The sequence below is a fragment of the Streptomyces sp. NPDC006687 genome (assembly GCF_040636215.1).
Lineage (GTDB): Bacteria > Actinomycetota > Actinomycetes > Streptomycetales > Streptomycetaceae > Streptomyces.
The window spans coordinates 177,052-200,940 of the sequence record NZ_JBEYJJ010000011.1 but is presented as its reverse complement, the minus strand read 5'-3'; the positions used below and the strand labels follow the sequence as shown (position 1 = coordinate 200,940).

Below are 23,889 nucleotides of genomic sequence, written 5' to 3'. Positions count from 1 at the left end.
CGCCTGACAGACTTCGCTCCATGCGCATTGTTGTTCTGGCCGGCGGTATCGGCGGCGCCCGTTTCCTCCGCGGACTGAAGTCGGCGGTGCCCGACGCGGACATCACCGTCATCGGCAACACCGGTGACGACATCCACCTGTTCGGGCTGAAGGTCTGCCCCGACCTGGACACGGTGATGTACACCCTCGGCGGTGGCATCAACGAGGAGCAGGGCTGGGGCCGCACCGACGAGTCCTTCACCGTCAAGGAGGAACTCGCGGCGTACGGGGTCGGACCCTCCTGGTTCGGCCTCGGCGACCGCGACTTCGCGACCCACATCGTCCGCACCCAGATGATCGACGCCGGCTACCCGCTCAGCGCCGTCACCGAGGCCCTCTGCGACCGCTGGCAGCCGGGCGTGCGTCTGCTGCCCATGTCCGACGACCGCGTCGAGACGCACGTCGCCGTCAACGACCCGGAGACCGGCGAGCGCCGCGTCATCCACTTCCAGGAGTACTGGGTCAAGCTGCGCGCCTCCCTCGACGCCGAGGCCGTCGTCCCCGTCGGCGCCGAGCAGGCCAAGCCCGCGCCCGGCGTACTGGAGGCCATCGCGGCCGCGGACGTCATCCTCTTCCCGCCGTCCAACCCCGTCGTCTCCATCGGCACCATCCTCGCCGTCCCCGGCATCCGCGAAGCGGTGGCCCAGGCCGCCGCCCCGGTCGTCGGCCTCTCCCCCATCGTGGGCGGGGCACCCGTGCGCGGCATGGCCGACAAGGTGCTCGCGGCGGTGGGCGTGGAGTCCACGGCCGCCGCCGTCGCCCTGCACTACGGGTCCGGGCTGCTCGACGGCTGGCTCGTGGACACCTCCGACGCCGACACCGTCGACACCGTCACCGCCGCCGGCATCCCCTGCCGGGCCGTGCCGCTGATGATGACCGACACCGGGGCCACCGCCGCCATGGCCCGCGCCGCGCTCGACCTCGCCGGACCGGCGGCCCGGTGACCACCCCCTCGTACGAGGTGCGCGCCCTCCCCGGCATCCCCGAGGTCCGGCCCGGCGACGACCTGGCCCGGCTGATCGCCGACGCCGCGCCCGGTCTGCGGGACGGGGACGTCCTGCTGGTCACCTCGAAGATCGTCTCGAAGGCGGAGGGGCGGATCGTACGGGCCGGCTCCCGCGAGGAGGCCATCGACGCGGAGACCGTCAGGGTCGTCGCCCGCCGGGGCGCGCTGCGGATCACCGAGAACCGGCAGGGGCTGGTCATGGCGGCCGCCGGGGTGGACGCCTCGAACACCGAGCCCGGCACCGTACTGCTGCTGCCCGAGGACCCCGACGCCTCGGCCGCGGCCCTGCGCGCGGGGCTGCGGGAGCTGCTCGGCGTCGACGTCGGCGTGGTGGTCACCGACACCTTCGGCCGGCCCTGGCGCACCGGGCTGACGGACGTGGCCATCGGCGCGGCCGGGGTGCGGGTCCTGGACGACCTGCGCGGCGGCACCGACGCCCACGGCAACCCGCTGACCGCCACGGTCGTGGCCACGGCGGACGAACTCGCGGCCGCCGGCGACCTGGTCAAGGGCAAGGCGGCCGGGCTGCCGGTGGCGGTCGTCCGCGGGCTCGGTCATGTGGTGGGCGGCACCGCCACGGCCCGTGACCTGGTCCGGGACCCGGCCGACGACATGTTCCGGCTGGGCACCTCGGAGGCGGTACGCGAAGCCGTCACCCAGCGCCGCACCGTCCGCGCCTTCACCGACGAGCCGGTCGACCCGGGCGCGGTACGGCGCGCGGTGGCGGCGGCGGTGACGGCCCCGGCGCCGCACCACACCACGCCGTGGCGGTTCGTCCTGCTGGAGTCGGCGGGGGCGCGGCGGGAGCTGCTCGACGCGATGCGGGACGCGTGGATCGCGGACCTGCGGCGCGACGGCAAGTCCGAGGAGTCCATCGCCAAGCGGGTACGGCGCGGGGACGTGCTGCGTAACGCCCCGTACCTGGTGGTTCCGTGCATGGTCACGGACGGGGCGCACGACTACGGGCACGCGCGGCGGGACGCGGCCGAGCGGGAGATGTTCGTCGTCGCGACGGGCGCGGGCGTGCAGAACTTCCTGGTCGCGCTGGCCGGGGAGCGGCTGGGCTCGGCGTGGGTGTCCTCGACGATGTTCTGCCGGGACGTGGTGCGCAAGGTCCTCGGCCTGCCGGAGCACTGGGACCCGATGGGCGCCGTCGCGGTGGGCCACCCGGCCGGGGCACCGGCGGAGCGGCCGGCGCGGGCGGCGGAGGACTTCGTCGAGGTGCGGTAGGCCGGTGCCCGGGGCCGGTGCTCCGGGGCCTCAGATGAGGCCGATGTCGTTGCGGTACATCCGGGGTGCGCGACGGGGCGGCGTGTGGCCGGCCAGGAGGATGAGGCGGGCCGCACGGTGGCGCTGGCCCGCGTACGGGGCGAGGAGCTCCAGCATCTCGGCGTCGTCGGCGTCGCGGTTGCCCGTCAGGGCGTAGCCGATGATGCCGGGGAGGTGAAGGTCGCCGGTGGTGACGGCGTCCGCCGCGCCGTTGCTGCGCTGGAGGGTCTCGGCGGAGGTCCACGGCCCGATCCCGGGGACGGCCTCCAGCCGGGCGGCCGCCTGCGGCAGCTCCATGGCGGCGGCCTCCTCCAGCCGGGCCGCCACCCGGGCGGCCCGCACGATGGTGGCGGAACGCTTCATGTCCACCCCGGCCCGGTGCCAGTCCCAGGAGGGGATCAGCGCCCAGGCGCGGGCGGAGGGCATCACGTACAGCTCCGGCCGCCCGGCCGGGCCGGGGGCCGGCTCCCCGTGCCGGCGGACCAGGCGGCGCCAGGCGCGGTACGCCTCGTCGGAGGTGACCTTCTGCTCCAGCACGGTCGGGATCAGCGACTCCAGGACCAGCCCGGTACGGGTCAGGCGCAGCCCGGGACGGCTGCGGTGGCTGGCGTGCACGAGGCGGTGGCGGGGCACGAAGGCGGCCGGGTCGTCGTCCGCGCCGAGCAGCGCGGGCAGCCCGTCGAGCACCCACTCGGCCCCGGGCCCCCACGCCTCGGCCTCCGCCCCGTCCGGGGTACGGGACACCCGCAGGGTGGCGGGGCCCAGCGGCGTCCGGGTACCCCGCCAGACGGACCCGTCGGGGGTCACCCGGAACGTCGGATCCCCGGGCCCCCGCCGCAGCGGCCCCAGCACGAGCCCCAGCTCCACGCCCCCGCCCGCACTCCACCCCCGCCGAAGCCCCCCGCCGCCCCGCACCCCGTCCCCGGCCGGCACGGGGGTACGGCCGGCCCGCAGATCGGTACGGGTGGGGGGATCGAATCGGCCGGCCATGCTTCGAGGGTAGCGGGGGGTGAGGAGGAGACGGGGCGGGCCGGCTGCGCCCGCGCCGGGGGTGGGGGCAGGTCCGCGCGGGCCGAAGAGCCGGCCCTCTATTCTGGGGTTTCCCGGCAGTGAGGTCCCGCCCCCGCAGACCGGGCGGCTGTTCACTGCTGCCCGGCGGGCTACCGCCCCTGGAGCTTGGCCGACGCCGTGCGGGTCGGGGGGAGCTGGTTGTAGAGGAGGCGGCCCGGGCATTCTGTGGCGAAGCCGTCGCGGTGGCCCGAGATGACGTTCAGCTTGACGTAGCTGCCCTTCTTGTAGCGGTTTCCGCCGCCCGATCGCAGCGTGGTCTTCCCCTTCGGATTCGCCCCGAAGAGGCCGAGCTTCCATGCCGTGACGCGGGCCACCGCGTCCACCGCCGCCTTCGGCGGGGCCGTCGAGGAGAAGGTGCCGATCACCGCGACGCCCATGCTGTCCGCGTTGAAGCCCATGGTGTGGGCGCCGAGCACCGGCTTGGTGACGCCGCCCGCCCGGCCCTCGTAGACCGTCCCGCACTTGTCCACGGCGAAGTTGTAGCCGAAGTCCCGCCAGCCCTCGCTCACCACGTGGTAGCGGTAGAGGCTGCGCAGCACCGACGGGGCTTCCTTGCAGGCGTAGTTGTTGCCGGAGGCGGTGTGGTGGACGAAGGCGGCCTTGACCGTGCTCGTGTAGACGAAGCCCGGTTCGCGCAGGGACTCGTCCGCGCCCCAGCCGCGCCGGGTGACGATGCGCGGGCGGGGGCCGATGTAGGGGCGGGCGGCGGCGGTGAGTTCGCCGTCGGTGGCGAGGACGGCGTCGGCGGTGGCGTCCTCCTTGCCGAGGGCGCTGATCTCCAGGGCGCCGAGGGCGGCGTGCGGGACGTTGGCGGAGGAGGACTCCGACGCCTCCATGGACATCTCGGGCAGGGCGGCGGGGGTGTCGCCCTTGTCGTCCTCCGGGGCCGGCTCCGCGGGGGACCGCAGGGCGCCGTTCTTGCCGTCCGGAGCGGAGTGCGCCTGCCCGGAGTCGGGGTTGACGAGTTCCAGGCGCAGCCCCGCCGGGAGTCGCCCGGGGTGGTCGGCGGCGCGGCTGCCGCGGGCGGGGGGCTGCGCCCGGACGCGGACCTCCACACCGTCGGAGGGGCCCACCCACAGCGGGGCGGTGGCGCCGCGGACGCGGCCGGTGCCGCGCTCCGCCGCGTCGGGGTCGGCGGCGTGTTCGCCGTTGTGGGTGTCCACGTCCTGCCAGTCGGACCAGGCGCCGGTGGCCACGGAGCGGGTACGGATCTGGACCCGGCCGTCGAGTTCCGCGGCGGCGTCGTCCCAGACGACCCCGACCAGCGAGAACCTCCTGACCTCGCGCGGGGCCAGCCCGCGGGTCTCGGCCAGGCCCGGCGAGGCGCTCATGCCGGGCACGCCGGGGATGCGGGCGGCGCCGGTGGGGCCGAGGGGGACGAGCGGCAGTGACTGGGTGGACCCCGGCACGTCGGGGGCCGCCTCGGCCAGGGCCGGAGTGGAGAGGGTGAGCGGCAGCGCCAGGGCGGCGGCCGTCACGACACCGATCGAGGAAGCAAGGAATCCGCGCATGGAAGCGATGCTGTGCGCAGCCACCACGCAGCGCCATCGGAGAACTGACGCACCGTCCGACGGCGCGCCGGGCGGGCCTCCCCTGGACGGGGGAGCCGCCTCCCCCCGTCCGGGGGAGGGGGCCGGTTACGCTGGGGCGGGTGAACGCCACTGACCGCACCCCTGCCGACCTGCTGCGATCCGCGCTCGCCGCCGATCCGGGCCGCCCGCTCGTCACCTTCTACGACGACGCCACCGGCGAGCGCGTCGAATTGTCCGTCGCCACCTTCGCCAATTGGGTGGCCAAGACCGCCAATCTGCTCCAGGGCGACCTGGGCGCCGAGCCGGGCGACCGGCTGGCGCTGCTGCTGCCCGCGCACTGGCAGAGCGCCGTCTGGCTGCTCGCGTGCGCTTCCGTCGGGGTGGTCGTGGAGGTCGGCGGGGATCCCGCCGGCGCCGACCTGGTGGTGAGCGGGCCGGACACCCTGGAGGAGGCCCGGGCCTGTTCCGGTGAGCGGGTCGCGCTGGCGCTGCGTCCGCTGGGCGGACGGTTCCCGCAGCCGCCGGTCGGGTTCGCGGACTACGCGGTGGAGGTGCCGGGACAGGGTGACCGGTTCGCCCCGTTCGTACCGGTCGACGCGGACGCGCCGGGGCTGGTGGCCGACGGCGCGGAGCTGTCGTACGCGGCCCTGGTGGAGCGGGCCCGTGAGGACGCGGCGAAGCGGGGGCTCGGCGAGGGCGCCCGGGTGCTGTCGGGGCTCGGCTTCGACAGCTGGGAGGGGCTGTCGGCGGGTCTGTACGGGCCGCTGGCCACGGGCGGCTCGGTGGTGCTGTGCCGCCATCTGGACCGGCTGTCGCCGGAGGCGCTGGCCCAGCGGGTGGCGAGCGAACGCGTGACGCACACCGTGTAGGGGCGGTCCGGCCGTTCCCACGGCCCCCGCCTCGCCCGTTCCGGCCCGCTCCCGGCGATTTGTCACCCGCATGGGTCTAGACAACCCCTCGCCCCCGGGCCGCCCGGCCCTCCCCGGAGGAGGATCGGGACCAGGCCGTGCTCACCCGCACGGCCCGTTGCCGGGTACGGCGCAGCCGTGGCCGGTACGGCGAGGGGACGGTGCGCGAGTGAAGGACGGCGCGGGCATACCGGACGGCGCTGGAGCGGCCGCGGGCGCGGGGAGGACCCCCCGCGGCCGCCGGCGCCGGCTGCTGCGCTGGATCGGGCTCGGGGCCGTCCTGCTGGTCGTGGCGGGGGCGGCGGCGGGCTGGTGGCTGTACGCCAAGCTCGACGGGAACATCACCGAGGACACCTCCGCCGCGGCCGAACTGCGGCGCTACGAACGCGAGCGCCCGGCGCACCTGGCGTCGGGCGCGCAGAACATCCTGCTGATCGGCTCCGACTCGCGCTCCGGGACGGGCAACACCGGCTACGGGCAGGACGGGGGAACCCAGCGCTCGGACACCACGATCCTGCTGCACCTGACCGCCGACCGGCGCAGCGCGACGGCGGTGTCGATCCCCCGGGACCTGATGACGGAGGTGCCGGAATGCCTGGGCGAGGACGGTTCCCGCACCGGGGACCGGCTCGCGCAGTTCAACTGGGCCTTCCAGTGGGGCGGGGCCGCCTGCACGATCCGCGCGGTCGAGAAGATGACCGGGATCCGCGTCGACCACCACATGGTGGTGGACTTCGGCGGGTTCAAGCAGATGGTCGACGCCGTCGGCGGGGTGGAGGTGTGCCTGCGCAGGCCGATGGACGACGCCGAGGCGCACCTGCGGCTGCCGGCGGGCCGGCAGGTGCTGCGGGGGGAGCAGGCGCTGGGGTTCGTCCGGGCGCGCTACAGCCTGGGCAACGGCAGCGACACCGAACGGATGGAGCGCCAGCAGCAGTTCCTCGGCTCGCTGTGGGAGAAGGTGAGCAGCAACGGGGTGCTGCTGAACCCGGGGAAGCTGTATCCGCTGCTGGACGCGGCGACCTCCTCGGTGACCACCGACCCCGGCCTGGCCTCGCTGCGGGGGCTGTACGACCTCGTACGGGGCGTACGGAACATTCCGGCCGACCAGGTCAAGTTCCTGACGGTGCCGCGTCGCCCGTACGCGGCGGACCCCAACCGGGACGAGCTGGTGCAGCCGGACGCGGCGCGGCTCTTCGAGCAGCTGCGGGCGGACCGGCCGGTGGCGGTGGCCGTCCCCGAGGCGACCCCGAGTCCCCATCCGGAGTCCACGAGCCCGTCCCCCAGCGGTTCGGGGACCGGAGAGGGGACCGGAAACGAGACCGGAAGCGGAACCGGCAACGCGACCCGGAACGGCACCTCCCCCACCCCCACACCCGCCCCCACCTTCACAGGAACCACGGCAGCCACGGTCGACTGCCGGTAAAGCAATCCAAAAGCCGGACCCCCAACCGGACCGGATGGGCGCTTTGGGCCGTTTTAAGGTGAGTGGATTTTGTCACCAGCATGGTTTGCGGCTGACCTGGCCGGATAAGGTGAGCGATCCGGCGCACCGGCTGCGAAGAGGTCGTGCACCAGCAGCCGGATCGTTGACCGGGCGCCTGGGGGGAGGCGCGTCGCGAAGCACCGACGGAGGATTCGAGCAACCGTGGATGCGCAAAGCCGTGGGCGGGCGGACGAGATCGACCCCGCTGACCAGTGGGTCCTCAATCCCCGCACTGGCAACTACGAACTGCAACTGGGCCGTTCCGCTCCGCAGCAACGCCTGGCTTCCGCCCCCCGCAAGACCCGCAGATCCTCCTCCTCGGCGTCCACGTCCACGGCCCCCTCGGCGCCCGCCGCCGCCTCCCCCGCCGTCCCCAAGCCCCGCCGCGGCGAGGGCCCGCCCGGCGGACGGCGCGGAGGCGGCCGCTCCCGCAAGGGCGGCGGCGGAGCGGACCGCCGCAAGCGGCTGCTCACCGTCACCGGCGGCAGCCTGGCGTTCCTGCTGGTCGCCGGCGGGGTCGGCGCGTACCTCTACTACGAGCACCTGAACGGCAACCTCAAGGTCATCGACACCGGCGGCGCGGGCGGCGGGTTCAAGAAGGACCAGCCGATCAACATCCTGGTCATCGGCACCGACAAGCGCAGCGGCAAGGGCAACGAGGGCTACGGGGACGCCGAGAGCGTCGGCCACGCCGACACCACGATCCTCTTCCACGTCTCCAAGGACCGCAGCAACGCGACCGCGCTGTCCATCCCGCGCGACCTGATCACCGACATCCCGGCCTGCCCCACGAAGATCGACGGCACGGTCAAGCAGATCCCCGGCACCCGGGCCACCCGCTTCAACAACAGCCTGGGCCAGGAGGGCCGCGACCCGGGCTGCACGATGCGTACGGTCAAACAGCTGACCGGCATCGACGTCGACAACTTCATGATGGTCGACTTCAACGCGGTGAAGAACCTGAGCACGGCGGTGGGCGGGGTCCCGGTCTGCCTGGCGAAGGATGTCAACGACCGCGATTCGAAGCTGAACCTGAAGGCGGGCGAGCACCGGCTGGAGGGCGAGCAGGCGCTGGCCTTCGTCCGCACCCGGCACTCCTTCGGCAACGAGAGCGACCTGGACAGGATCAAGACCCAGCAGCAGTTCCTGGGTTCGATGATGCGCGAGATGAAGTCCAAGGAGACGCTGACCAGTCCGAAGAAGTTCTTCTCGCTGGCCGAGGCGGCGACGAAGTCGCTGACCGTGGACCAGGGGCTCGGCTCGATCGGCAAGCTCACCGCACTCGCGGGCGAGTTGAAGGACATCAGCCCCAAGAACGTCACCTTCACCACGCTGCCGGTGGTCGACAACCCGGCCGAGCCCGTGAACCGCAAGGCGACGGTGGTCGTGAACTCCGCCCAGGCGGACCCGCTCCTGGCGATGATCCGGGGGGACGTGTCCCTCACGGAGGTCGAGAAGAAGGAGCAGGCCGCCAAGGACGCGGCCGAGGCCGACGCCAAGAACAAGCAGAACGCGCTGCTCCAGGGCAACCGCGCCCCCGCCGGGGACATCCGGGTGGACGTGTACAACGGCGGCGGTCCCGCGGGTTCGGCGTCCACCACCCTGACCTGGCTGCAGAACAGCAAGGGCGTCTACAAGGCCGGCAACCACGGCAACGCCTCGGCGCGGCTGGCCGCCACACAGCTGGAGTACGCGCCCAACCAGGCCGACCAGGCCCGGGCGCTGGCCGACATGATGGGCCTGCCGGCCACCGCCCTGAAGCCGGGCGCGGTCGACGCGGGGCCGAAGACCCCGATGAAGCTGACCCTGGGCTCCGACTTCAAGGAGCCCGGCGCCCCGCTCGGCGCGGCGGCCCCGCAGCAGGCCCCCGAAGGGGTCCAGCGGGTCGAGGCGGACAAGGCGGTCTGCGCCAAGTGACCGCCCGCGCCGGAGCGGGCCCGGGGACGGCGCGGCGCAGCAGGGGCGGGCGGCGTCCGGGCCGCCCGCCGACCGTCCACCACAGACCGTCCGTCTAGGGCGGTGGCCGGCAGGACCGGCACCATACCGATCAGCAGAAAATCTTGAGGGGGGTACGCGTGGTGCACAGCAGCGTGCGGGGGGAGGGGGCGCCCGAGAAGGCCGCCGACGGCATATCCGACGGCGGCAAGCGGAAGGCGTCCGCCACGGTGCCCCCGCCACGGGGCGGTTCGGGCGGCGGCGCCCGGCCCCCGGGCGGTGGCGTCCCCGTCCGCCGGCGCCGCCGGCGGGTGCTGTTCTGGGTGGCGTCCGTCATGGCGTTCCTGATCCTGGCGACCGCGGCGGCCGGGTACCTCTACTACCGTCATCTCGACGGCAACATCCGCAGCGGCCAGCGCCTGAGCGGCGACAGCGGTGTGGAGAAGACCCACGCCAACGCCAAGGGCCAGCGTCCGCTGAACATCCTGCTGATCGGCTCCGACAGCCGTAACAAGCCGGAGAACGTGGAACTCGGCGGCAGCCGCGACACCGTCGGCAACCCCCCGCTGGCGGACGTGCAGATGCTGCTGCACGTGTCGGCCGACCGGGAGAACGCCTCGGTGGTGAGCATCCCGCGCGACACCCGGGTCGACATACCCGAGTGCACGGACCCCAAGTCCGGCGAGAAGTTCAAGAAGACCTACGCGATGATCAACGAGTCGCTCGGCCGTGGCGGCCCCGGCTGCACCCTGGCCACGTGGGAGAAGCTGACCAACGTCTACATCGACCACTGGATGATGATCGACTTCTCCGGTGTCGTGAAGATGGCGGACGCGGTCGGCGGTGTGCCGGTCTGCGTCAAGGACAACGTCTGGGACCGGCCGCTGCCCACCTCCGGAGGCGGCTCCGGCCTCAAGCTCCAGAAGGGCACCACCCGCGTCAAGGGCGAGCAGGCGCTCCAGTGGCTGCGCACCCGGCACGCCTTCAGCAGCGACCTGGGCCGGGCGCAGGCCCAGCACATGTACATGAACTCGATGATGCGCGAGCTCAAGAGCCAGAACGCGTTCACCGACGTCGGCCGGATCACGGACCTGGCCGAGGCGGCGACCAAGGCGCTGGAGGTCTCCGAGGAGATCGGCTCGGTCAAGAAGCTCTACAACCTGGCCATGCAGCTCAAGGACGTCCCGACCAACCGCATCACGATGACGACGATGCCGACCTACCAGGATCCCCGCGACGAGGACCGGCTGATCGTCAACCAGCCGGACGCCGAGAAGCTGTGGACGATGCTGCGCAAGGACGTCGCCTTCGACAAGAACGGCCAGCCGCAGAACGCGCAGAGCCCCGCCGCCCCGCAGCCCTCCGGCGGTGCCTCGCAGCCCGCGCCGGCCGGCTCGCAGCCGCCGGCGGCCAACGGCCAGGTGCCGTCGAAGGTTCCGGGCACCGCCCCGGACAAGATCGCCGTCACGGTGGTCAACGGCACCGCGGCCGACCAGCCGCTGGCCCCGCACCGGGCGAACGCGATCACGGAGGTGCTGGTCTCCAAGGGCTTCACCGGGGCCAGGGCGGACACCGCGCTGACCCCGGAGAAGACCACCGTCGTCCGCTACCCGACGCCGGACCTGGCGGACGAGGCGCAGAGCGTGGCGGCGTCCCTGGGCATCCCGGGCACGGCGGTGCAGGAGTCGTCCGCCGTCTCGAAGATCACCCTGATCGTGGGCGCGGACTGGCGCGAGGGCAACACCTTCCCGCAGCAGACCCCGCCGGCGGCCGGGTCGGTCCCGGACACCGCCGACGCGCTCAACGGTTCGGACACCGGCGCCTGCATGGACGTCTACAAGCCCTACCGCTGGTGACCTGCCGGCGGCCCTGAAACACGAAGGCGCCGAAACACGAGGGCGCTGAAACACGAAGGGGTGACCCGGTCGCGTACGGACCGGGTCACCCCTTCGCGTGGTGCCCGCGCGGCGTCGGCCTCAGACCTGGGACGGGTCGCGGTGCACCGCCGGGCGGCGGCTGGCGATGACCTTCCGCGCCAGGGCGCGCGGGCTGGTGAGGAAGCCGTAGCCCCAGCTCATGTGCATGGTCGCGAGGGCCACGGGGATCTGCGCCCGCGCCTTCCACGACAGCCCCCGGCCCGCCGGGACGGACCCGGCGGTGATCGCCGCGAGGTAGCCCGCCGGGACGGCGAACGCCCAGGGGGTGACGGCCGCGCCCAGGACCAGCCCGGCCGCGATCGCGCAGACGGCGGCCGGCGGGGCCAGGTAGCGCAGGTTGATGGAGCCGGGGTGGTAGCGGGCCACCACGTGCCGCCAGCGCCCGTAGTCCTTGTACTGCTTGGCCAGGGCCCGTACGGAGGGACGCGGGCGGTACTGGACCTTCAGCTCGGGCGAGAACCAGATCAGCCCGCCGGCCTCGCGGATGCGGAAGTTCAGCTCCCAGTCCTGGGCGCGGATGAACTCCTCGTTGTAGCCGCCCTGCTGTTCGAGGGCCTCGCGGCGGAAGACGCCCAGGTAGACGGTGTCGGCGGGCCCGGCCTGGCCGCCGGTGTGGAAGGCCGCGTTGCCGACGCCGATCTTCGAGGTCATCGCGGCGGCGACGGCGTCCTCCCAGGGGTTCTCCCCCTCGGCGTGCATGATGCCGCCGACGTTCTGCGCACCGGTCTCCTCCAGGAGGCGGACGGCGGTGGCGATGTAGTCGGCGGAGAGCATGCCGTGCCCGTCGACGCGGACCACCACCGGGTGGCGGGACGCCTTGATCGCGGCGTTGAGGGCGGCCGGGGTCCGTCCGGTGGGGTTGGGGACGGTGTGCACGCGGGGGTCTTCTCGTACGAGCTCGGCGGCGATCTCGTCGGTGCGGTCCGTGGACGGCCCGAGTGCGATCACCACCTCCATCTCGCCTGCGTAATCCTGTCCGAGGATGTGCCGGACGGAGTCACGCAGATGGCGCTCCTCGTTGAGCACCGGCATGATCACCGAGACTGCGGGCTGCTGGGCGGGCATGGCGTCCTTCACGGTCGGGTACCGGTGCCACGTTACCGCGTACGGGGGAATCGGCTGCGCGGCGGACGAGCGGTACGGACAGACGCTGATCGTATGGGCCTACTGTTCCGATGAATCTGCCCGACGTACCGGGAGGTGTCCCCCGTGCCCCAGCCGCACCGTCCCACCCGGCCCGCCGGGCCGGCCCAGCCGCAGCGCGCACGCAAGGGCGCCGGCCGCGGCGGGACGGCCCGCGGCCGGCGCGACCGGCCCCGGTGGGGCGTACGGATCGCGGCCGGTTTCTCGCTGGTGGTCCTGGGCTCCGGGGCCGTCGGGCACGCCGTGATGACGGGTCTGGACACCGGGATCCAGCGGGTGGACCCCTTCAAGGACATGAAGAACCGCCCCCAGGCCGGGCACGGGGTCAACTTCCTGCTGGTCGGCACCGACGGCCGCGACAAGATCACCCCGGAGGAGAAGCGCGAGTACCGCCTCGGCGGGGAGCCCTGCCACTGCACCGACACGATCATGCTGGTGCACCTGTCCGCCGACCAGCAGCGAGCCAGCGTGGTCAGCCTCCCCCGCGACAGCTACGCCGAACTCCCCGCCCACCCGGACCCGGACACCGGCGCGCCCCACCGCCCCCACCCCGTGAAGCTCAACGCCGCCTACGCCGAGGGCGGGCCGAACCTGACCGTGCGGACCGTCGAGAACATGACCCGGGTCAAGATCGACCACTACCTGGAGGTCGACTTCACCAGCTTCATGCGCACCGTCGACGCCATGGGCGGGGTCGAGATCTGCACCGCCAAGGCCCTCCACGACCAGAACACCGGCCTGCACCTGCTGCCCGGCAGCCACCGCCTCACCGGCGGCCAGGCCCTGCAGTACGTCCGCTCCCGCCATGTCGACGGGGCCTCCGACCTGGGCCGGATGCAGCGCCAGCAGCGGTTCGTCGCCGCCCTGATCAAGCAGGCCACCACCGGCGGGGTGCTGCTCAACCCGGTGAAGTTCAAGGAGGTCAGCTCCACCCTGCTCGGCTCGGTGCGCGCCGACAAGGACTTCGGCTCCGAGCAGATGCTGGCGCTCGGGCAGGCCATGCGCGCCTTCAGCCCCTCCTCCTCCGAGTTCGCCTCCGTCCCCATCGGGGACCCCGCGTACCCGGTCAAGGGCATCGGCTCGACCGTCAAGTGGGACGAGCCCAAGGCCGCCCAGCTCTTCGAAGCCCTGCGCAAGGACCGCGCGCTGGCCCCCGCCCGCCCCGGAGGGCCCGCCGCCGGCCGGCCCGTGCCCGCCGCGGCGCCCACGGCCGTCCCGGTGGACGTGCCCCCGCAGCAGGTCCGGGTCCAGGTGGAGAACGGCACCCGCATCGACGGGCTCGGCGGACGGGTGGACGCCGCCCTGCGCGCCACCGGCTTCGACACCACCGGCACCCCCGCCGGCGGCGCCCGCCGCGACGTCCGGCGCACGGTGATCTCCTACGACCCGCGCTGGGACCGCTCCGCCCGTACGGTGGCCACGTCGCTGCCCGGCAGCGAGCTGCGCGCGGTCCCCGGGCAGGGCCGGACGGTACTGGTGACCGCCGGCACCGACTACACCAAGGTCGTACCGGTACGGGCCGAGGACCCCTACCAGGGCGAGTTCGGCGTGGTCACCGGCGACCAGGTGGTGTGCGGGAAGTAGCGCCGGCGCCGGCCGCTACTTCACCCGCTCCAGCAGGGAGACCTGCAGGCCGTGCACGCTCCGGCTCTCGGCGACCCGGAAGTGGCCCTTCAGCGCCTCGGCCTGCCCCTTGGGGAGCTTGTGGTACGGGTCGGCCGTACCGCTCCAGGTCACCACCCACACCCGCCGGGTGGTGCCGAGGCAGCTCACGGGCCGCGCGCACTCCTCGGTGAACAGGTCGTCGCGCGCCACCGCCGAGCGCTCGGCGAAGACGTCCCGCAGCCGGACGCGCTCGGGCAGGAAGTACTCCACCTGGAAGTCGATCATGAAGACCTTGTCTTCACCGCGCAGGGGCACGAACCCGTCACCCGGACGGTAGCCGTCGGCGATGACCCGCGCCGCGGCCCGCCCGTCGTGCTCTTCCTTGGACCACTGGGTGCGCATCTGGCGCTGGTCGGGCAGGCCGAGGAGGACCAGCGCGGCGAGGGCGAGCGTCCCGGCCGGCCGCGGCCGCAACGCGGCCAGTCCGGCCGCCGCGAGCACCGTCCAGGCGGGCACCGTGAAGAGCAGGTAGCGGTCGATCCAGTACGAGGTGCTGCCCTGCGAGACCACCCAGGCCGCCACGATCGGTACGGCCCCCGCCAGCAGCATCTCGACCGCAGGCCGCCGACCCCGGTTCCAGCCGAGCGGCAGCAGCACCACCGCGGCCAGGAGCAGGCCGACCGTCGGACCGCCGAAGAGGCTGCCCCACAGGTCGGCGAGGTCCCGCAGGTGCGGGGTCTTGATCCAGCTGATCTGACGCCCCGCCTGGCGCCGCCCCAGCAGCACCAGCGGGACCACCGGGAGCAGGCCGACCGCCACTGTCACCGCGAAGGTGACGAGGGTGCGCCCCTTGCGGTCCCGTTGCCAGCGCAGCAGCACGATCATGGCGTGCGGCAGCAGGAAGAGCAGCGACACCATGTGGAACAGCCCCGCCGCGGCCACGGTGACCGCGTACGGCGCCCAGCGCCGCGGTGCCGGCCGCTCCAGCGCCCGCAGCAGCAGCCAGGTCGCGGCGCTGACCGCCAGCACGGCGAAGGCGTACGACCGCGCCTCCTGACCGTACCGGGACGCCGCCGGCAGCAGGGCGAAGAGCAGACCGGTGAAGACGGCCGTGCGGCGGTCGAAGAGCCGGCGTGCCGCCAGGACGGCGAAGGCCGCCGCGCCCGCCATGGCGAGCGCCGAAGGGAGCCTGAGCATCGCCAGGGAGTCGCCGAAGACGGACACCCAGCCGTGCAGCAGCAGGTAGTAGAGACCGGACACCGCGTCCACGTGGCGCAGCATGCCGACCAGCTCGCCGGTGCTGCGGGTGGCGGCGTTCCAGCTCGCGAGCTCGTCCCGCCAGGGCTGTGCCCGGCTGATGCCGAAGGCCGCGACGGCGAACGTCAGCAGCGCGGCCCACAACCAGTCGTAGCGGGCCGCCCGCGAAGCCGGTGCGCCGTCCGTCGCCGGGTGCGGCACGCGGTGGACCGAGCTGGCCTCCGGTATGGCAGCCGTACTCCTGCTCGTCATCTGCTCGTACCTTCCGGGTCCACGGGACGGCTGCGGTGCGCCGGCGCATGGGAAATCCGAACCGGGGCTCGACGTGCCAGGGTAGATCAGTCTCCGGGGCCGCAACCAATCCGCGGCGGTTCGCACCGCGGTGCGCGGCCCGCGCTCACCTGGGGCGGACGGGCGGATCGCTCTTGGGCAGCGAGACCTTCGCCCCGTCCAGCAACCGCTTGAGCACCGCCGACAGCGGCCGCTCGGCGAAGCGGTGGACGAGCCAGGAGAGCAGCAGGATGACGGCCAGACAGAGGGCGAGCAGCTGGAACGGTGCGATGCCGTGGTTGCGGCCCCAGCGGATCATCGCCCAGCCGAGCTCCTGGTGGAGCAGGTAAACGGGGTAGGTGAGCGCACCGGCCACCGTGAGCCACTTCCAGCGGATCCAGTTGAGGGCGCCCATCGCCGCGGCGAGCATGACGAGGAAGGCCGCGGCGGAAACGGCCGCCATCACCGGCCAGGACAGCGTGTGGTGCACCTCGTACTCGTATCCGCCGACGGTGATGTGCAGCCGGTTCTGCGCGAACAGCCAGGAGAAGGCGACCACTGCGAGCAGCAGTGGGTTCACGCCGAACCGGTAGATGAGGTACATCGCCACGCCCGCGATGAAGTAGGGGGCGTCCTGCGGCATGAAGACGGTGTCCATGAGTTTGCTGTCCGCACTCGGCGTGATCACCGCGAGGATCGTCCAGATCCCGCAGAACGCCAGCACCCGGCGGTACGTCAGGCCCATGACGGCGACGATCGCGAAGAGCAGGTAGAAACGGAGCTCGATCCAGAGCGTCCAGTACACGCCGTCGGCCTCGGTCACGCCGAGGGGGCGCTCCAGCATCGTGAGGTTGGTCAGCACGTCGCTGACACTCATCGGCTTGCGGCTGGCGCGGACGGTGGCCGCGAAGTTCACCACGAGGGTGGTGATGACGATACCGGCCCAGTAGGCGGGGTAGAGCCGTACGACCCGCGAAGTGAAGTAGTCCCGGGGAGAACGGCCCCAGCACGACATGCAGATGACGAAGCCGCTGATGAGGAAGAACAGTTGGACGCCCATCCACCCGTAGGAGGCGACCCGGTGGACGCTCGGCATCAGCGTCCGCGGGGTGGCGCCCCACACCTCGGGGTGGATGTTGACGCCGGCCCAGTGGAAGGAGACCACGGAGAGCGCCGCTATCAGCCGCAGTCCGTCCAGGACGTAGAGCCGGGGGCGGCGCGCGGCGCCCCCGGCCTGCGGGGGCGTTCGTGCGGGCACGGCATCCAGCGCAGACGGGGGTGGTATCACAGCTGACATGGGGGCTCGACTCCGCGATGTGTCCGGCTGGGGATCCGACGTCGCATCCACTGGCAAGCACGCCCCGACGTCTGACGCAACCTTACGGGCGGCTTACGGCGCCGCACGACGGGATGACGGTTCCGTGATTCGAAACACGCGCCCGATTCGATCCGCGCGCTTCCGGGCTCACGCCTGGAACCCCTGGGCGGCGCGCTCCTGGCGCAGGGACATGATCGCCTGGCGGCGGGCCAGCCGGTGGGTGCGGCGGATCTGGGCCTCCTGGTAGCGGCGCTCGTCCTGCTCGGTCTCCGGGAGGACGGGCGGCACCACGCGAGGCTTGCCGTCGGCGTCCACCGCCGCGAAGACGAGGTAGGCGCTGCCGACATGGGTGGCGGGGTTGGATTCGTTCCAGCGCTCCGCGAGGACCCGTACGCCGATCTCCATGGAGGTGCGGCCGGTCCAGTTGCACTGAGCCTTCACGTGGACGAGGTCGCCGACGCGGACGGGGGCGAGGAAGGCCATCTCGTCCATCGAGGCGGTGACGGCGGGGCCGCCGGAGTGGCGCCCGGCCACGGCGCCGGCCGCGTCGTCCACCAGCTTCATGATCACGCCGCCGTGCACGGTGCCCAGGAGGTTGGTGTCGGCGGCGGTCATGATGTGGCTGAGGGTGGTCCGGGACGCCGAGATCGGCTTGCCCTCCGGAGCCTCCGTTATCTGTGTCATGCAGCCACCTTAAGTGCGTCCCGGAAGCATCAGGTGTGCAACAGCACCGGTACGAAGACCCCACCGGGGTGTCCCGGGGCGCGCCCGGCCGGGCATCCTTGTGCGCATGAGTGACTGGGACGGTTCCGGCGGCGGGCGCGGTGCGCACGACCGCCGCGATGACGGGTACGGGCGCGGCAGCGGACAGGCGCAGCCGGAGGGAGCGCAGCGGATGCGCCACGTCCAGCGGCAGCCGCAGGCACCCCTGCCCCCGCGCCAGCAGCCCCGTCCCGCCCGCCCCCCGGTCCCGCCGCAGGCTCCGCCGCCGGGTGCGCGGCCCGGCTACGGGGTGCCGCCGCAGCAGGGGCCGGGCGGCCCGGACGCGGCGTACGACAGCGGGTACAGCTCCGGCCAGGTCTACGGCCGCCCCGCGGGCCCGGGCGGCCCCGGGCGCCCCGGCCGGCCCGGCGGCCCGGGCGGTCCCGACGGCCCCGTGCCCGTCCGCGTGGTCGTCGACTGGCGCAAGCGGATCAAGATCGGGTCGATCGCGATCGTCTCCGTACTCCTGGTGACCACGATCGGCACCTACTTCTGGGCCGACTCCAAGGTCCGCCGCGAGGTCGACCTGTCCAAGGTGATCGAGCGGCCCAAGGAAGGCGACTGCACCACCTACCTCATCGTGGGCTCCGACAGCCGCGAGGGCATGTCCGACGAGGAGAAGAAGAAGCTCCACACGGGCTCCGCCGAGGGCAAGCGCACCGACTCGATGATGGTCCTGGCCAAGTGCTCCAGCGGGAACACCATGGTCTCGCTGCCCCGCGACTCCGACGTGGAGATCCCCTCCTTCGTCGGCTCCCAGTCGGGCAAGAAGTACGCGGCCACCGGCAGACGGACCAAGCTCAACGCCGCGTACGCCGACGACGGCCCGGAACTGCTGGTGCGGACGGTCGAGTTCAACACCGGCCTGCGCATCGACCACTACGCCGAGATCGGCTTCGCCGGCTTCGCGAACATCGTGGACGCGCTGGGCGGCGTGGAGCTGGACATCGAGAAGGGCTTCAAGGACGAGAAGTCCGGCGCCGACTTCAAGGCGGGCCGCCAGACCCTCAACGGCGAGCAGTCGCTGGCCTTCGTCCGCACCCGCTACGCCTTCGCCGAGTCGGACCTCCAACGGACGAAGAACCAGCAGAAGTTCCTGTCCGCCCTCGCCAGCCAGGCCGCCACCCCGGGCACCGTCCTCAACCCCTTCTCCCTCTACCCGGTGATGGGCGCCGGGCTGGACACCCTGATCGTCGACAAGGACATGTCGCTGTGGGACATGGGCGAGATGTTCTTCGCCATGAAGGGCATCAACAGCGGTGAGGGCGTGTCGATGAACATGCCGATCTCCGGCCAGCGCGGCGGCAACCTCGTCTGGGACAAGGCGAAGGTCCAGCAGCTCGTCAGGGAGATCCAGAACGACCAGAAGGTCACCGTACGCGGGCAGTGACCGGGTGAGATGAAGCACTCGTTCCGCGTCCGCTGGACAGCCCCGCGCCTTCTTCGCAAGACTGATCCGCCTTGTGCACGCCTGCTCTGGAGCGTTGATGTCTTTGCCCGCGGCCCCGCCCGGAATCGGTGACCTCAGGCGGGACGGAGGGCGGCCGGAAGCAATCATCCGGCAGCAGCGCACCCCGGCGTCCGGCCCCAGGCCGCGGCTGCGCGTCCTGGACGGCCTGCGCATCGTGGCGGCCGTGGTGGTCCTCAGCGCCCACTACGTCCACCCCGCGATCTGGGGCCGTACCGGGAACGAGGAGCTGTTCGGCCCGGTGGCCACGGCCTCGCGCTACGGCTGGCTCGGCGTCGAGCTGTTCTTCATGATCAGCGGCTTCGTCATCTGCATGTCCGCCTGGGGCCGGCCCCTGGGCGGCTACCTGCGCAGCCGAGTGGTCCGGCTCGGTCCGGCCTACTGGTTCTGCGCCCTGGTGACCGGCACCGTCATGGCCGTGTGTGCCGGCGTCTACGACATCGAGGGCCCCACCCTCAGCCAGATCCTGACCAATCTGACGATGGTCCAGATGCCGCTGAACAACCCCTCTGTCGACCCCTCCTACTGGACGCTGTGGTCGGAGGCCCGGTTCTACCTGATCTTCGCGGTCGTCGCCTGGAAGGGCCTGACGTACCGCCGGGTCATGAACTTCTGCTGGATCTGGACCGTGGTCTCGATCCTCGCCCCCGCCTCCGGCCTGCCGCTGCTGGAGACGCTGGCCAACCAGACGTACTCGCCGCTGTTCGTCTCCGGCATCTGCTTCTACCTGATCCGCCGCGAGGGCGCCCGCGTGGGCGAGCCGTGGCTCCTGCTGGGCCTGTCCTGGCTGCTGATGCAGCGCTACATGACCGACATCCACGGCTGGAACACCCGCCCCGGGGACAAGCTCTCCTGGGAGGTCTGCGTCGTGGTGGTGACCTGCTTCTACGCCCTGATGGCCGCGGTCGCGCTGGGCAAGCTCGACCGGCTCGACTGGCGCTGGCTGTCGGTGGCGGGCGCCATGTCGTACCCGCTGTACCTGCTGCACCAGCAGGTGGGCGTGACGCTGATGGAGCACTGGTCCGGGGACGTCGACCCGTACGTGCTGATCCTGTCGATGACCGGCTCGATGCTGCTGGCGTCCTACCTGGTCGTACGGTTCGTGGAACGGCCCGGCTCGGCCGCGCTCAAGCGCGTGCTCGAACGGCGCCCGGTCAGGGCCTGAGGGCCGCCGGGCACGGAGAAGGGGCACCCCCGAGGGGGTGCCCCTTGTTCGTATCTCCGGTACCGGGTCAGCGGCCGGCGCGGGCGCGGAGCTTCCACGGCATCGCGATGGACTCCAGCTGCACGGCCAGGTTCATCTTCGACTCGCCGACGGTACGGTCCTCGAAGTGGATCGGGACCTCCATCACCGGGAAGCCGCGGCGCAGCGCCTTGTACTTCATCTCCACCTGGAAGCTGTAGCCGGCGCTGCCGATCGACGCGAGGTCGATCGCCTTCAGCGCGGCCGCGCTCCACAGGTTGAAGCCGCCCGTGATGTCGCGGACGCGGGTGCCCAGGATGGTGCTCGCGTAGGCGTTGGCCCAGCGGGAGAGCAGCTTGCGGTGTGCGCCCCAGGCGTCGGAGAGGGTGCCGCCGGGCACGTAGCGGGAGCCCACGACCAGGCCGGCGCCGGTGGAGCGGGCCACGCCCAGCATCTCGGCGATCTTGCCGGCCGGGTGGGAGCCGTCCGCGTCCATCTGGAGCACGTACTCGGCGCCCTCCTCGACGGCCTTGGCCATGCCGGCGGCGTAGGCGCGGCCGAGGCCGTCCTTGGCGGTGCGGTGCAGGACCGACATGCGCGGCTTGCCGGTCTCGGTGAGGTAGCCCTCTGCGAGCTCGTCGGCGATCTTTCCGGTGCCGTCGGGCGAGGAGTCGTCGACGATCAGCAGGCGCAGGCCGGGCTGGTCCAGGTCCATGAGCAGCTGCACCATGCCGGGGAGGTTGCCGGCCTCGTTGTAGGTCGGCATGACCACGGTGAGGGGGGTGTGCGCCCAGGTGTCGGGGAGCTTGGTGGTGGCGACGTCGGTCGTGCGGGGAGTCTGCTGCTCGCCTATCACAGGGTTATGCCTCACTGGAGTTGTTCACCGGTCGGAGGAGAAGCGGACGGCTGCGTCGGGCAGTTCGGCCTCGCACCACACCCGCACCCCGGCGCGGAGTTCGTTGTCGGCCCCCACGACGGCACCGTCGCCGATGACGGCACCGGTCACGACGGTGCGCGAACCGACCGAGGCGCCGGCGCCGATGAGGCTGGCGTTGATCACCGTGTCCGTGCCGAGGACCGCGCCGTCCAGCACGATGGAGCCCTGGACGACCGCACCCGTTTCGATCCGGGCGCCGGCACCCACCACGGTACCGCCCGTCAGCTTGGCCCCTTCCGCCACCTGGGCACCGGGCAGGATCAGGGCCTCGCCGCGCGGGCCGGGGACCGCCGGGGAGGAGACGACGCCGCGCACCAGGTCGGCGGACGCCTGGACGAACGACTCCGGCTTGCCGAGGTCCAGCCAGTAGGTGTCCTCGGTGACGCCGTGCAGCTTGGCGCCGGAGGCGAGGAGGCCGGGGAAGGTCTCGCGCTCGACGGATACCGGCCGGCCGGCCGGAATGGAGTCGATAACGCTGCGGCGGAAGACGTAGCAGCCGGCGTTGATCTGGTCGGTGACGATCTCTTCGGGCGTCTCGGGCTTCTCGGTGAACGCCAGCACGCGCCCGTCGGGGTCGGTGGGAACCAGGCCGAAGGCGCGCGGGTCCTCCACGCGGACGAGGTGGAGGGAGACGTCGGCGTCGGCCGCCCGGTGGGACTCGACCAGGCCGGCGATGTCCAGACCGGTGAGGATGTCCCCGTTGAAGACGAGGACGGGGGAGTCCGGGCCGCCGGTCAGGCGCTCGGCGGCGTTGCGGATGGCACCGCCGGTGCCGAGCGGCTCGTCCTCGACGACGTACTCCAGGCTGACGCCGAAGGCGGAGCCGTCGCCGAAGTACGGCTCGAAGACCTCGGCGAGGTAGCAGGTGGCCATCACGATGTGCGTGACACCGGCGGCAGCGGCCCTGGCGATCTGGTGGGCGAGGAACGGTACGCCCGCTGCCGGAACCATCGGCTTGGGGGTGTTCACCGTCACGGGGCGCAGTCGCGTCCCCTGCCCGCCGACCAGCAGGATCGCTTCCGTCATTTTGTTCTCTCCCCAACCGGTTCGGGCGTACGAAGCTTCAAAGTTAGCCCATCCGGCATAGTGCGAAGCCCGGCGGAGCCCCGTCCGGGCCCCCTGCGGCAACGTTCCGGTCACGGTGGGTTCCACGGGGTGCGGACGCACGGCCTCCGGCCCGCCCCCTCCTCATGGGCGAGGATCACCGCCCTACGGGAAGTCCCCTCGCGCACTCCGGGGCCCCGCCCGCCGCCCCGGCCCCGCGGGCAGCCCCGCCGCTGGATGGGAATCGTTACAAAGGGGCCGCACAAGTCCGGCCGCCCGGCCGCGGCCGTACGCACGACAAGGCCCCCGGCGGGGGCCGGCGGCCTTGTCGTGGAGGTACCGGGCGGGTCGGCGCTACGGCAGGTTGCGCGCCATGACGATGCGCTGGACCTGGTTGGTGCCCTCGTAGATCTGCGTGATCTTCGCGTCGCGCATCATGCGCTCCACCGGGTAGTCGCGGGTGTAGCCGTAGCCGCCGAGGAGCTGGACCGCGTCCGTGGTGACCTCCATCGCGACGTCGGAGGCGAAACACTTGGCGGCGGCGCCGAAGAAGGTGAGGTCGCTGTCGACGCGTTCCGACTTGGCCGCGGCGGCGTAGGTCAGCTGGCGGGCGGCCTCGATCTTCATGGCCATGTCCGCGAGCATGAACTGGACGCCCTGGAAGTCGCCGATCGGCTTGCCGAACTGCTTGCGCTCCTGGACGTAGCCCTTGGCGTAGTCCAGGGCGCCCTGGGCGATGCCGAGGGCCTGGGCGGCGATGGTGATGCGGGTGTGGTCGAGGGTCTTCATCGCGGTGGCGAAGCCGGTGCCCTCGGCGCCGATCATGCGGTCGGCGGGGATGCGGACGTTGTCGAGGTAGACCTCGCGCGTCGGGGAGCCCTTGATGCCGAGCTTCTTCTCGGGTGCGCCGAAGGAGACGCCCTCGTCCGACTTCTCGACGACGAAGGCCGAGATGCCCTTGGAGCGCTTCTCGGGGTCGGTGACGGCCATGACCGTGTAGTAGTCGGAGACGCCCGCGTTGGTGATCCAGCGCTTGACGCCGTTGAGGACCCAGAAGTCGCCGTCGCGGACCGCGCGGGTCTTCATGCCGGCCGCGTCGGACCCCGCGTCGGGCTCGGAGAGGCAGTAGGAGAACATCGCGTCGCCCTTGGCCAGCGGGCCGAGGTACTTGGCCTTGAGCTCCTCGGAGCCGGAGAGGATCACCGGGAGGGAGCCGAGCTTGTTCACGGCCGGGATCAGGGAGGAGGAGGCGCAGACGCGGGCCACTTCCTCGATCACGATGACCGTCGCGAGGGCGTCGGCGCCGGCGCCGCCGTAGGTCTCGGGCACGTGGACCGCGTGCAGGTCGTTGGCAACGAGGGCGTCGAGTGCCTCCTGCGGGAAGCGGGCCTCCTCGTCGACCGCGGCCGCGAACGGGAGGATCTTCGCCTCGCAGAGCGCGCGGACCGACTCGCGGAGCATGTCGTGCTCCTCGGCCGGGCGGTACAGGTCGAAGTCGGCAGAACCCGCCAAGATCTTTCACTCCCCAGTCTGCGGCGCCGAAGTGGCGGGCTGACAGCGGTGCGTGGCTGACAGGCGCCCGGCGCGGGATGCTAACTACCGTTAAGTAACCCAAATTCTAGTTCCCGGCGCCGCCCCAGCGATATGCGGCGCGTACGTGAGCTGCGTGACAGCGGGGTCCTCCGGGGAACGTCCCCGCAGACCGGCCCGACTATGCTCGGG

General features: G+C 72.4%; 18 protein-coding genes. 9 read left to right on the top strand and 9 right to left on the bottom strand.

Features of this window, described 5'->3' with window-relative positions; translation table 11 throughout:
• Positions 1–20 precede the first annotated feature (20 nt).
• Together cofD and ABZ716_RS16730 are read left to right on the top strand one after the other, a co-directional pair.
• Complete coding sequence (gene cofD / locus ABZ716_RS16735; protein WP_358959658.1) at positions 21–983, top strand: 2-phospho-L-lactate transferase; 963 nt, start codon at positions 21–23, stop codon at positions 981–983.
• Entirely contained in the window at positions 980–2,275 is a 1,296-nt protein-coding gene (locus ABZ716_RS16730) for a coenzyme F420-0:L-glutamate ligase (RefSeq protein WP_358811212.1), read from the top strand. Before cofD ends, ABZ716_RS16730 begins: the two co-directional genes overlap by 4 nt.
• 30 nt (positions 2,276–2,305) lie before the next feature.
• Here ABZ716_RS16730 and ABZ716_RS16725 read toward each other — a convergent pair whose 3' ends face one another.
• Both ABZ716_RS16725 and ABZ716_RS16720 read right to left on the bottom strand, forming a co-directional pair.
• Positions 2,306–3,304 (bottom strand): DNA-3-methyladenine glycosylase 2 family protein, encoded by a 999-nt coding sequence (locus tag ABZ716_RS16725; RefSeq protein ID WP_358811213.1) that lies wholly within the window; start codon positions 3,302–3,304, stop codon positions 2,306–2,308.
• Between the two features lie 170 nt (positions 3,305–3,474).
• Complete coding sequence (locus ABZ716_RS16720; protein WP_358959656.1) at positions 3,475–4,896, bottom strand: peptidoglycan recognition protein; 1,422 nt, start codon at positions 4,894–4,896, stop codon at positions 3,475–3,477.
• Between the two features lie 140 nt (positions 4,897–5,036).
• On the opposite strand from ABZ716_RS16720, the gene ABZ716_RS16715 reads away from it, so the two are divergent.
• The 4 genes from ABZ716_RS16715 (at position 5,037) to ABZ716_RS16700 (ending at position 11,099) form a co-directional block, all read left to right on the top strand.
• Positions 5,037–5,786, top strand: a complete 750-nt coding sequence (locus ABZ716_RS16715; protein ID WP_358959654.1) for a TIGR03089 family protein — start codon at positions 5,037–5,039, stop codon at positions 5,784–5,786.
• A gap of 208 nt (positions 5,787–5,994) precedes the next feature.
• Positions 5,995–7,248, top strand: a complete 1,254-nt coding sequence (locus ABZ716_RS16710; RefSeq protein WP_358959652.1) for an LCP family protein — start codon at positions 5,995–5,997, stop codon at positions 7,246–7,248.
• A gap of 222 nt (positions 7,249–7,470) precedes the next feature.
• Positions 7,471–9,225, top strand: coding sequence for an LCP family protein (locus ABZ716_RS16705; RefSeq protein WP_358959650.1), 1,755 nt, complete (start codon positions 7,471–7,473; stop codon positions 9,223–9,225).
• Between the two features lie 353 nt (positions 9,226–9,578).
• Complete coding sequence (locus tag ABZ716_RS16700; RefSeq protein ID WP_358811390.1) at positions 9,579–11,099, top strand: LCP family protein; 1,521 nt, start codon at positions 9,579–9,581, stop codon at positions 11,097–11,099.
• Between the two features lie 120 nt (positions 11,100–11,219).
• On the opposite strand, the gene ABZ716_RS16695 is transcribed toward ABZ716_RS16700, so the two are convergent.
• Positions 11,220–12,245 carry a glycosyltransferase family 2 protein gene (locus tag ABZ716_RS16695; protein ID WP_358959648.1) on the bottom strand — a complete coding sequence of 342 codons (1,026 nt, stop codon included), beginning with the start codon at positions 12,243–12,245 and terminating at the stop codon, positions 11,220–11,222.
• 144 nt (positions 12,246–12,389) lie between these two features.
• On the opposite strand from ABZ716_RS16695, the gene ABZ716_RS16690 reads away from it, so the two are divergent.
• On the top strand, positions 12,390–13,907 hold the full coding sequence (locus ABZ716_RS16690) for an LCP family protein (protein ID WP_358959645.1): 1,518 nt from the start codon (positions 12,390–12,392) through the stop codon (positions 13,905–13,907).
• Between the two features lie 15 nt (positions 13,908–13,922).
• On the opposite strand, the gene ABZ716_RS16685 is transcribed toward ABZ716_RS16690, so the two are convergent.
• The 3 genes from ABZ716_RS16685 to ABZ716_RS16675 form a co-directional block, all read right to left on the bottom strand.
• A complete protein-coding gene (locus tag ABZ716_RS16685; protein ID WP_358959643.1) occupies positions 13,923–15,437 on the bottom strand; it encodes a glycosyltransferase family 39 protein in 1,515 nt (504 codons plus the stop codon).
• Between the two features lie 145 nt (positions 15,438–15,582).
• The gene (locus tag ABZ716_RS16680) at positions 15,583–16,713 is read right to left on the bottom strand and encodes an acyltransferase (RefSeq protein WP_358959640.1); all 1,131 of its coding nucleotides are present in this window, start codon (positions 16,711–16,713) and stop codon (positions 15,583–15,585) included.
• A 207-nt stretch (positions 16,714–16,920) separates the two neighbouring features.
• The gene (locus ABZ716_RS16675) at positions 16,921–17,457 is read right to left on the bottom strand and encodes an acyl-CoA thioesterase (RefSeq protein ID WP_358959638.1); all 537 of its coding nucleotides are present in this window, start codon (positions 17,455–17,457) and stop codon (positions 16,921–16,923) included.
• A 106-nt stretch (positions 17,458–17,563) separates the two neighbouring features.
• On the opposite strand from ABZ716_RS16675, the gene ABZ716_RS16670 reads away from it, so the two are divergent.
• Together ABZ716_RS16670 and ABZ716_RS16665 are read left to right on the top strand one after the other, a co-directional pair.
• Positions 17,564–18,925, top strand: coding sequence for an LCP family protein (locus tag ABZ716_RS16670; RefSeq protein WP_358959635.1), 1,362 nt, complete (start codon positions 17,564–17,566; stop codon positions 18,923–18,925).
• 97 nt (positions 18,926–19,022) lie between these two features.
• Positions 19,023–20,168 (top strand): acyltransferase, encoded by a 1,146-nt coding sequence (locus ABZ716_RS16665; RefSeq protein WP_358959632.1) that lies wholly within the window; start codon positions 19,023–19,025, stop codon positions 20,166–20,168.
• A gap of 67 nt (positions 20,169–20,235) precedes the next feature.
• Here ABZ716_RS16665 and ABZ716_RS16660 read toward each other — a convergent pair whose 3' ends face one another.
• From ABZ716_RS16660 to ABZ716_RS16650, 3 genes are all read right to left on the bottom strand, one after another.
• Positions 20,236–21,042, bottom strand: a complete 807-nt coding sequence (locus tag ABZ716_RS16660; RefSeq protein ID WP_351889332.1) for a polyprenol monophosphomannose synthase — start codon at positions 21,040–21,042, stop codon at positions 20,236–20,238.
• A 24-nt stretch (positions 21,043–21,066) separates the two neighbouring features.
• Positions 21,067–22,149, bottom strand: a complete 1,083-nt coding sequence (locus ABZ716_RS16655) for an NDP-sugar synthase (RefSeq protein ID WP_355968488.1) — start codon at positions 22,147–22,149, stop codon at positions 21,067–21,069.
• Between the two features lie 372 nt (positions 22,150–22,521).
• The gene (locus ABZ716_RS16650; RefSeq protein ID WP_042812866.1) at positions 22,522–23,679 is read right to left on the bottom strand and encodes an acyl-CoA dehydrogenase family protein; all 1,158 of its coding nucleotides are present in this window, start codon (positions 23,677–23,679) and stop codon (positions 22,522–22,524) included.
• Between the last annotated feature and the right edge of the window lie 210 nt (positions 23,680–23,889).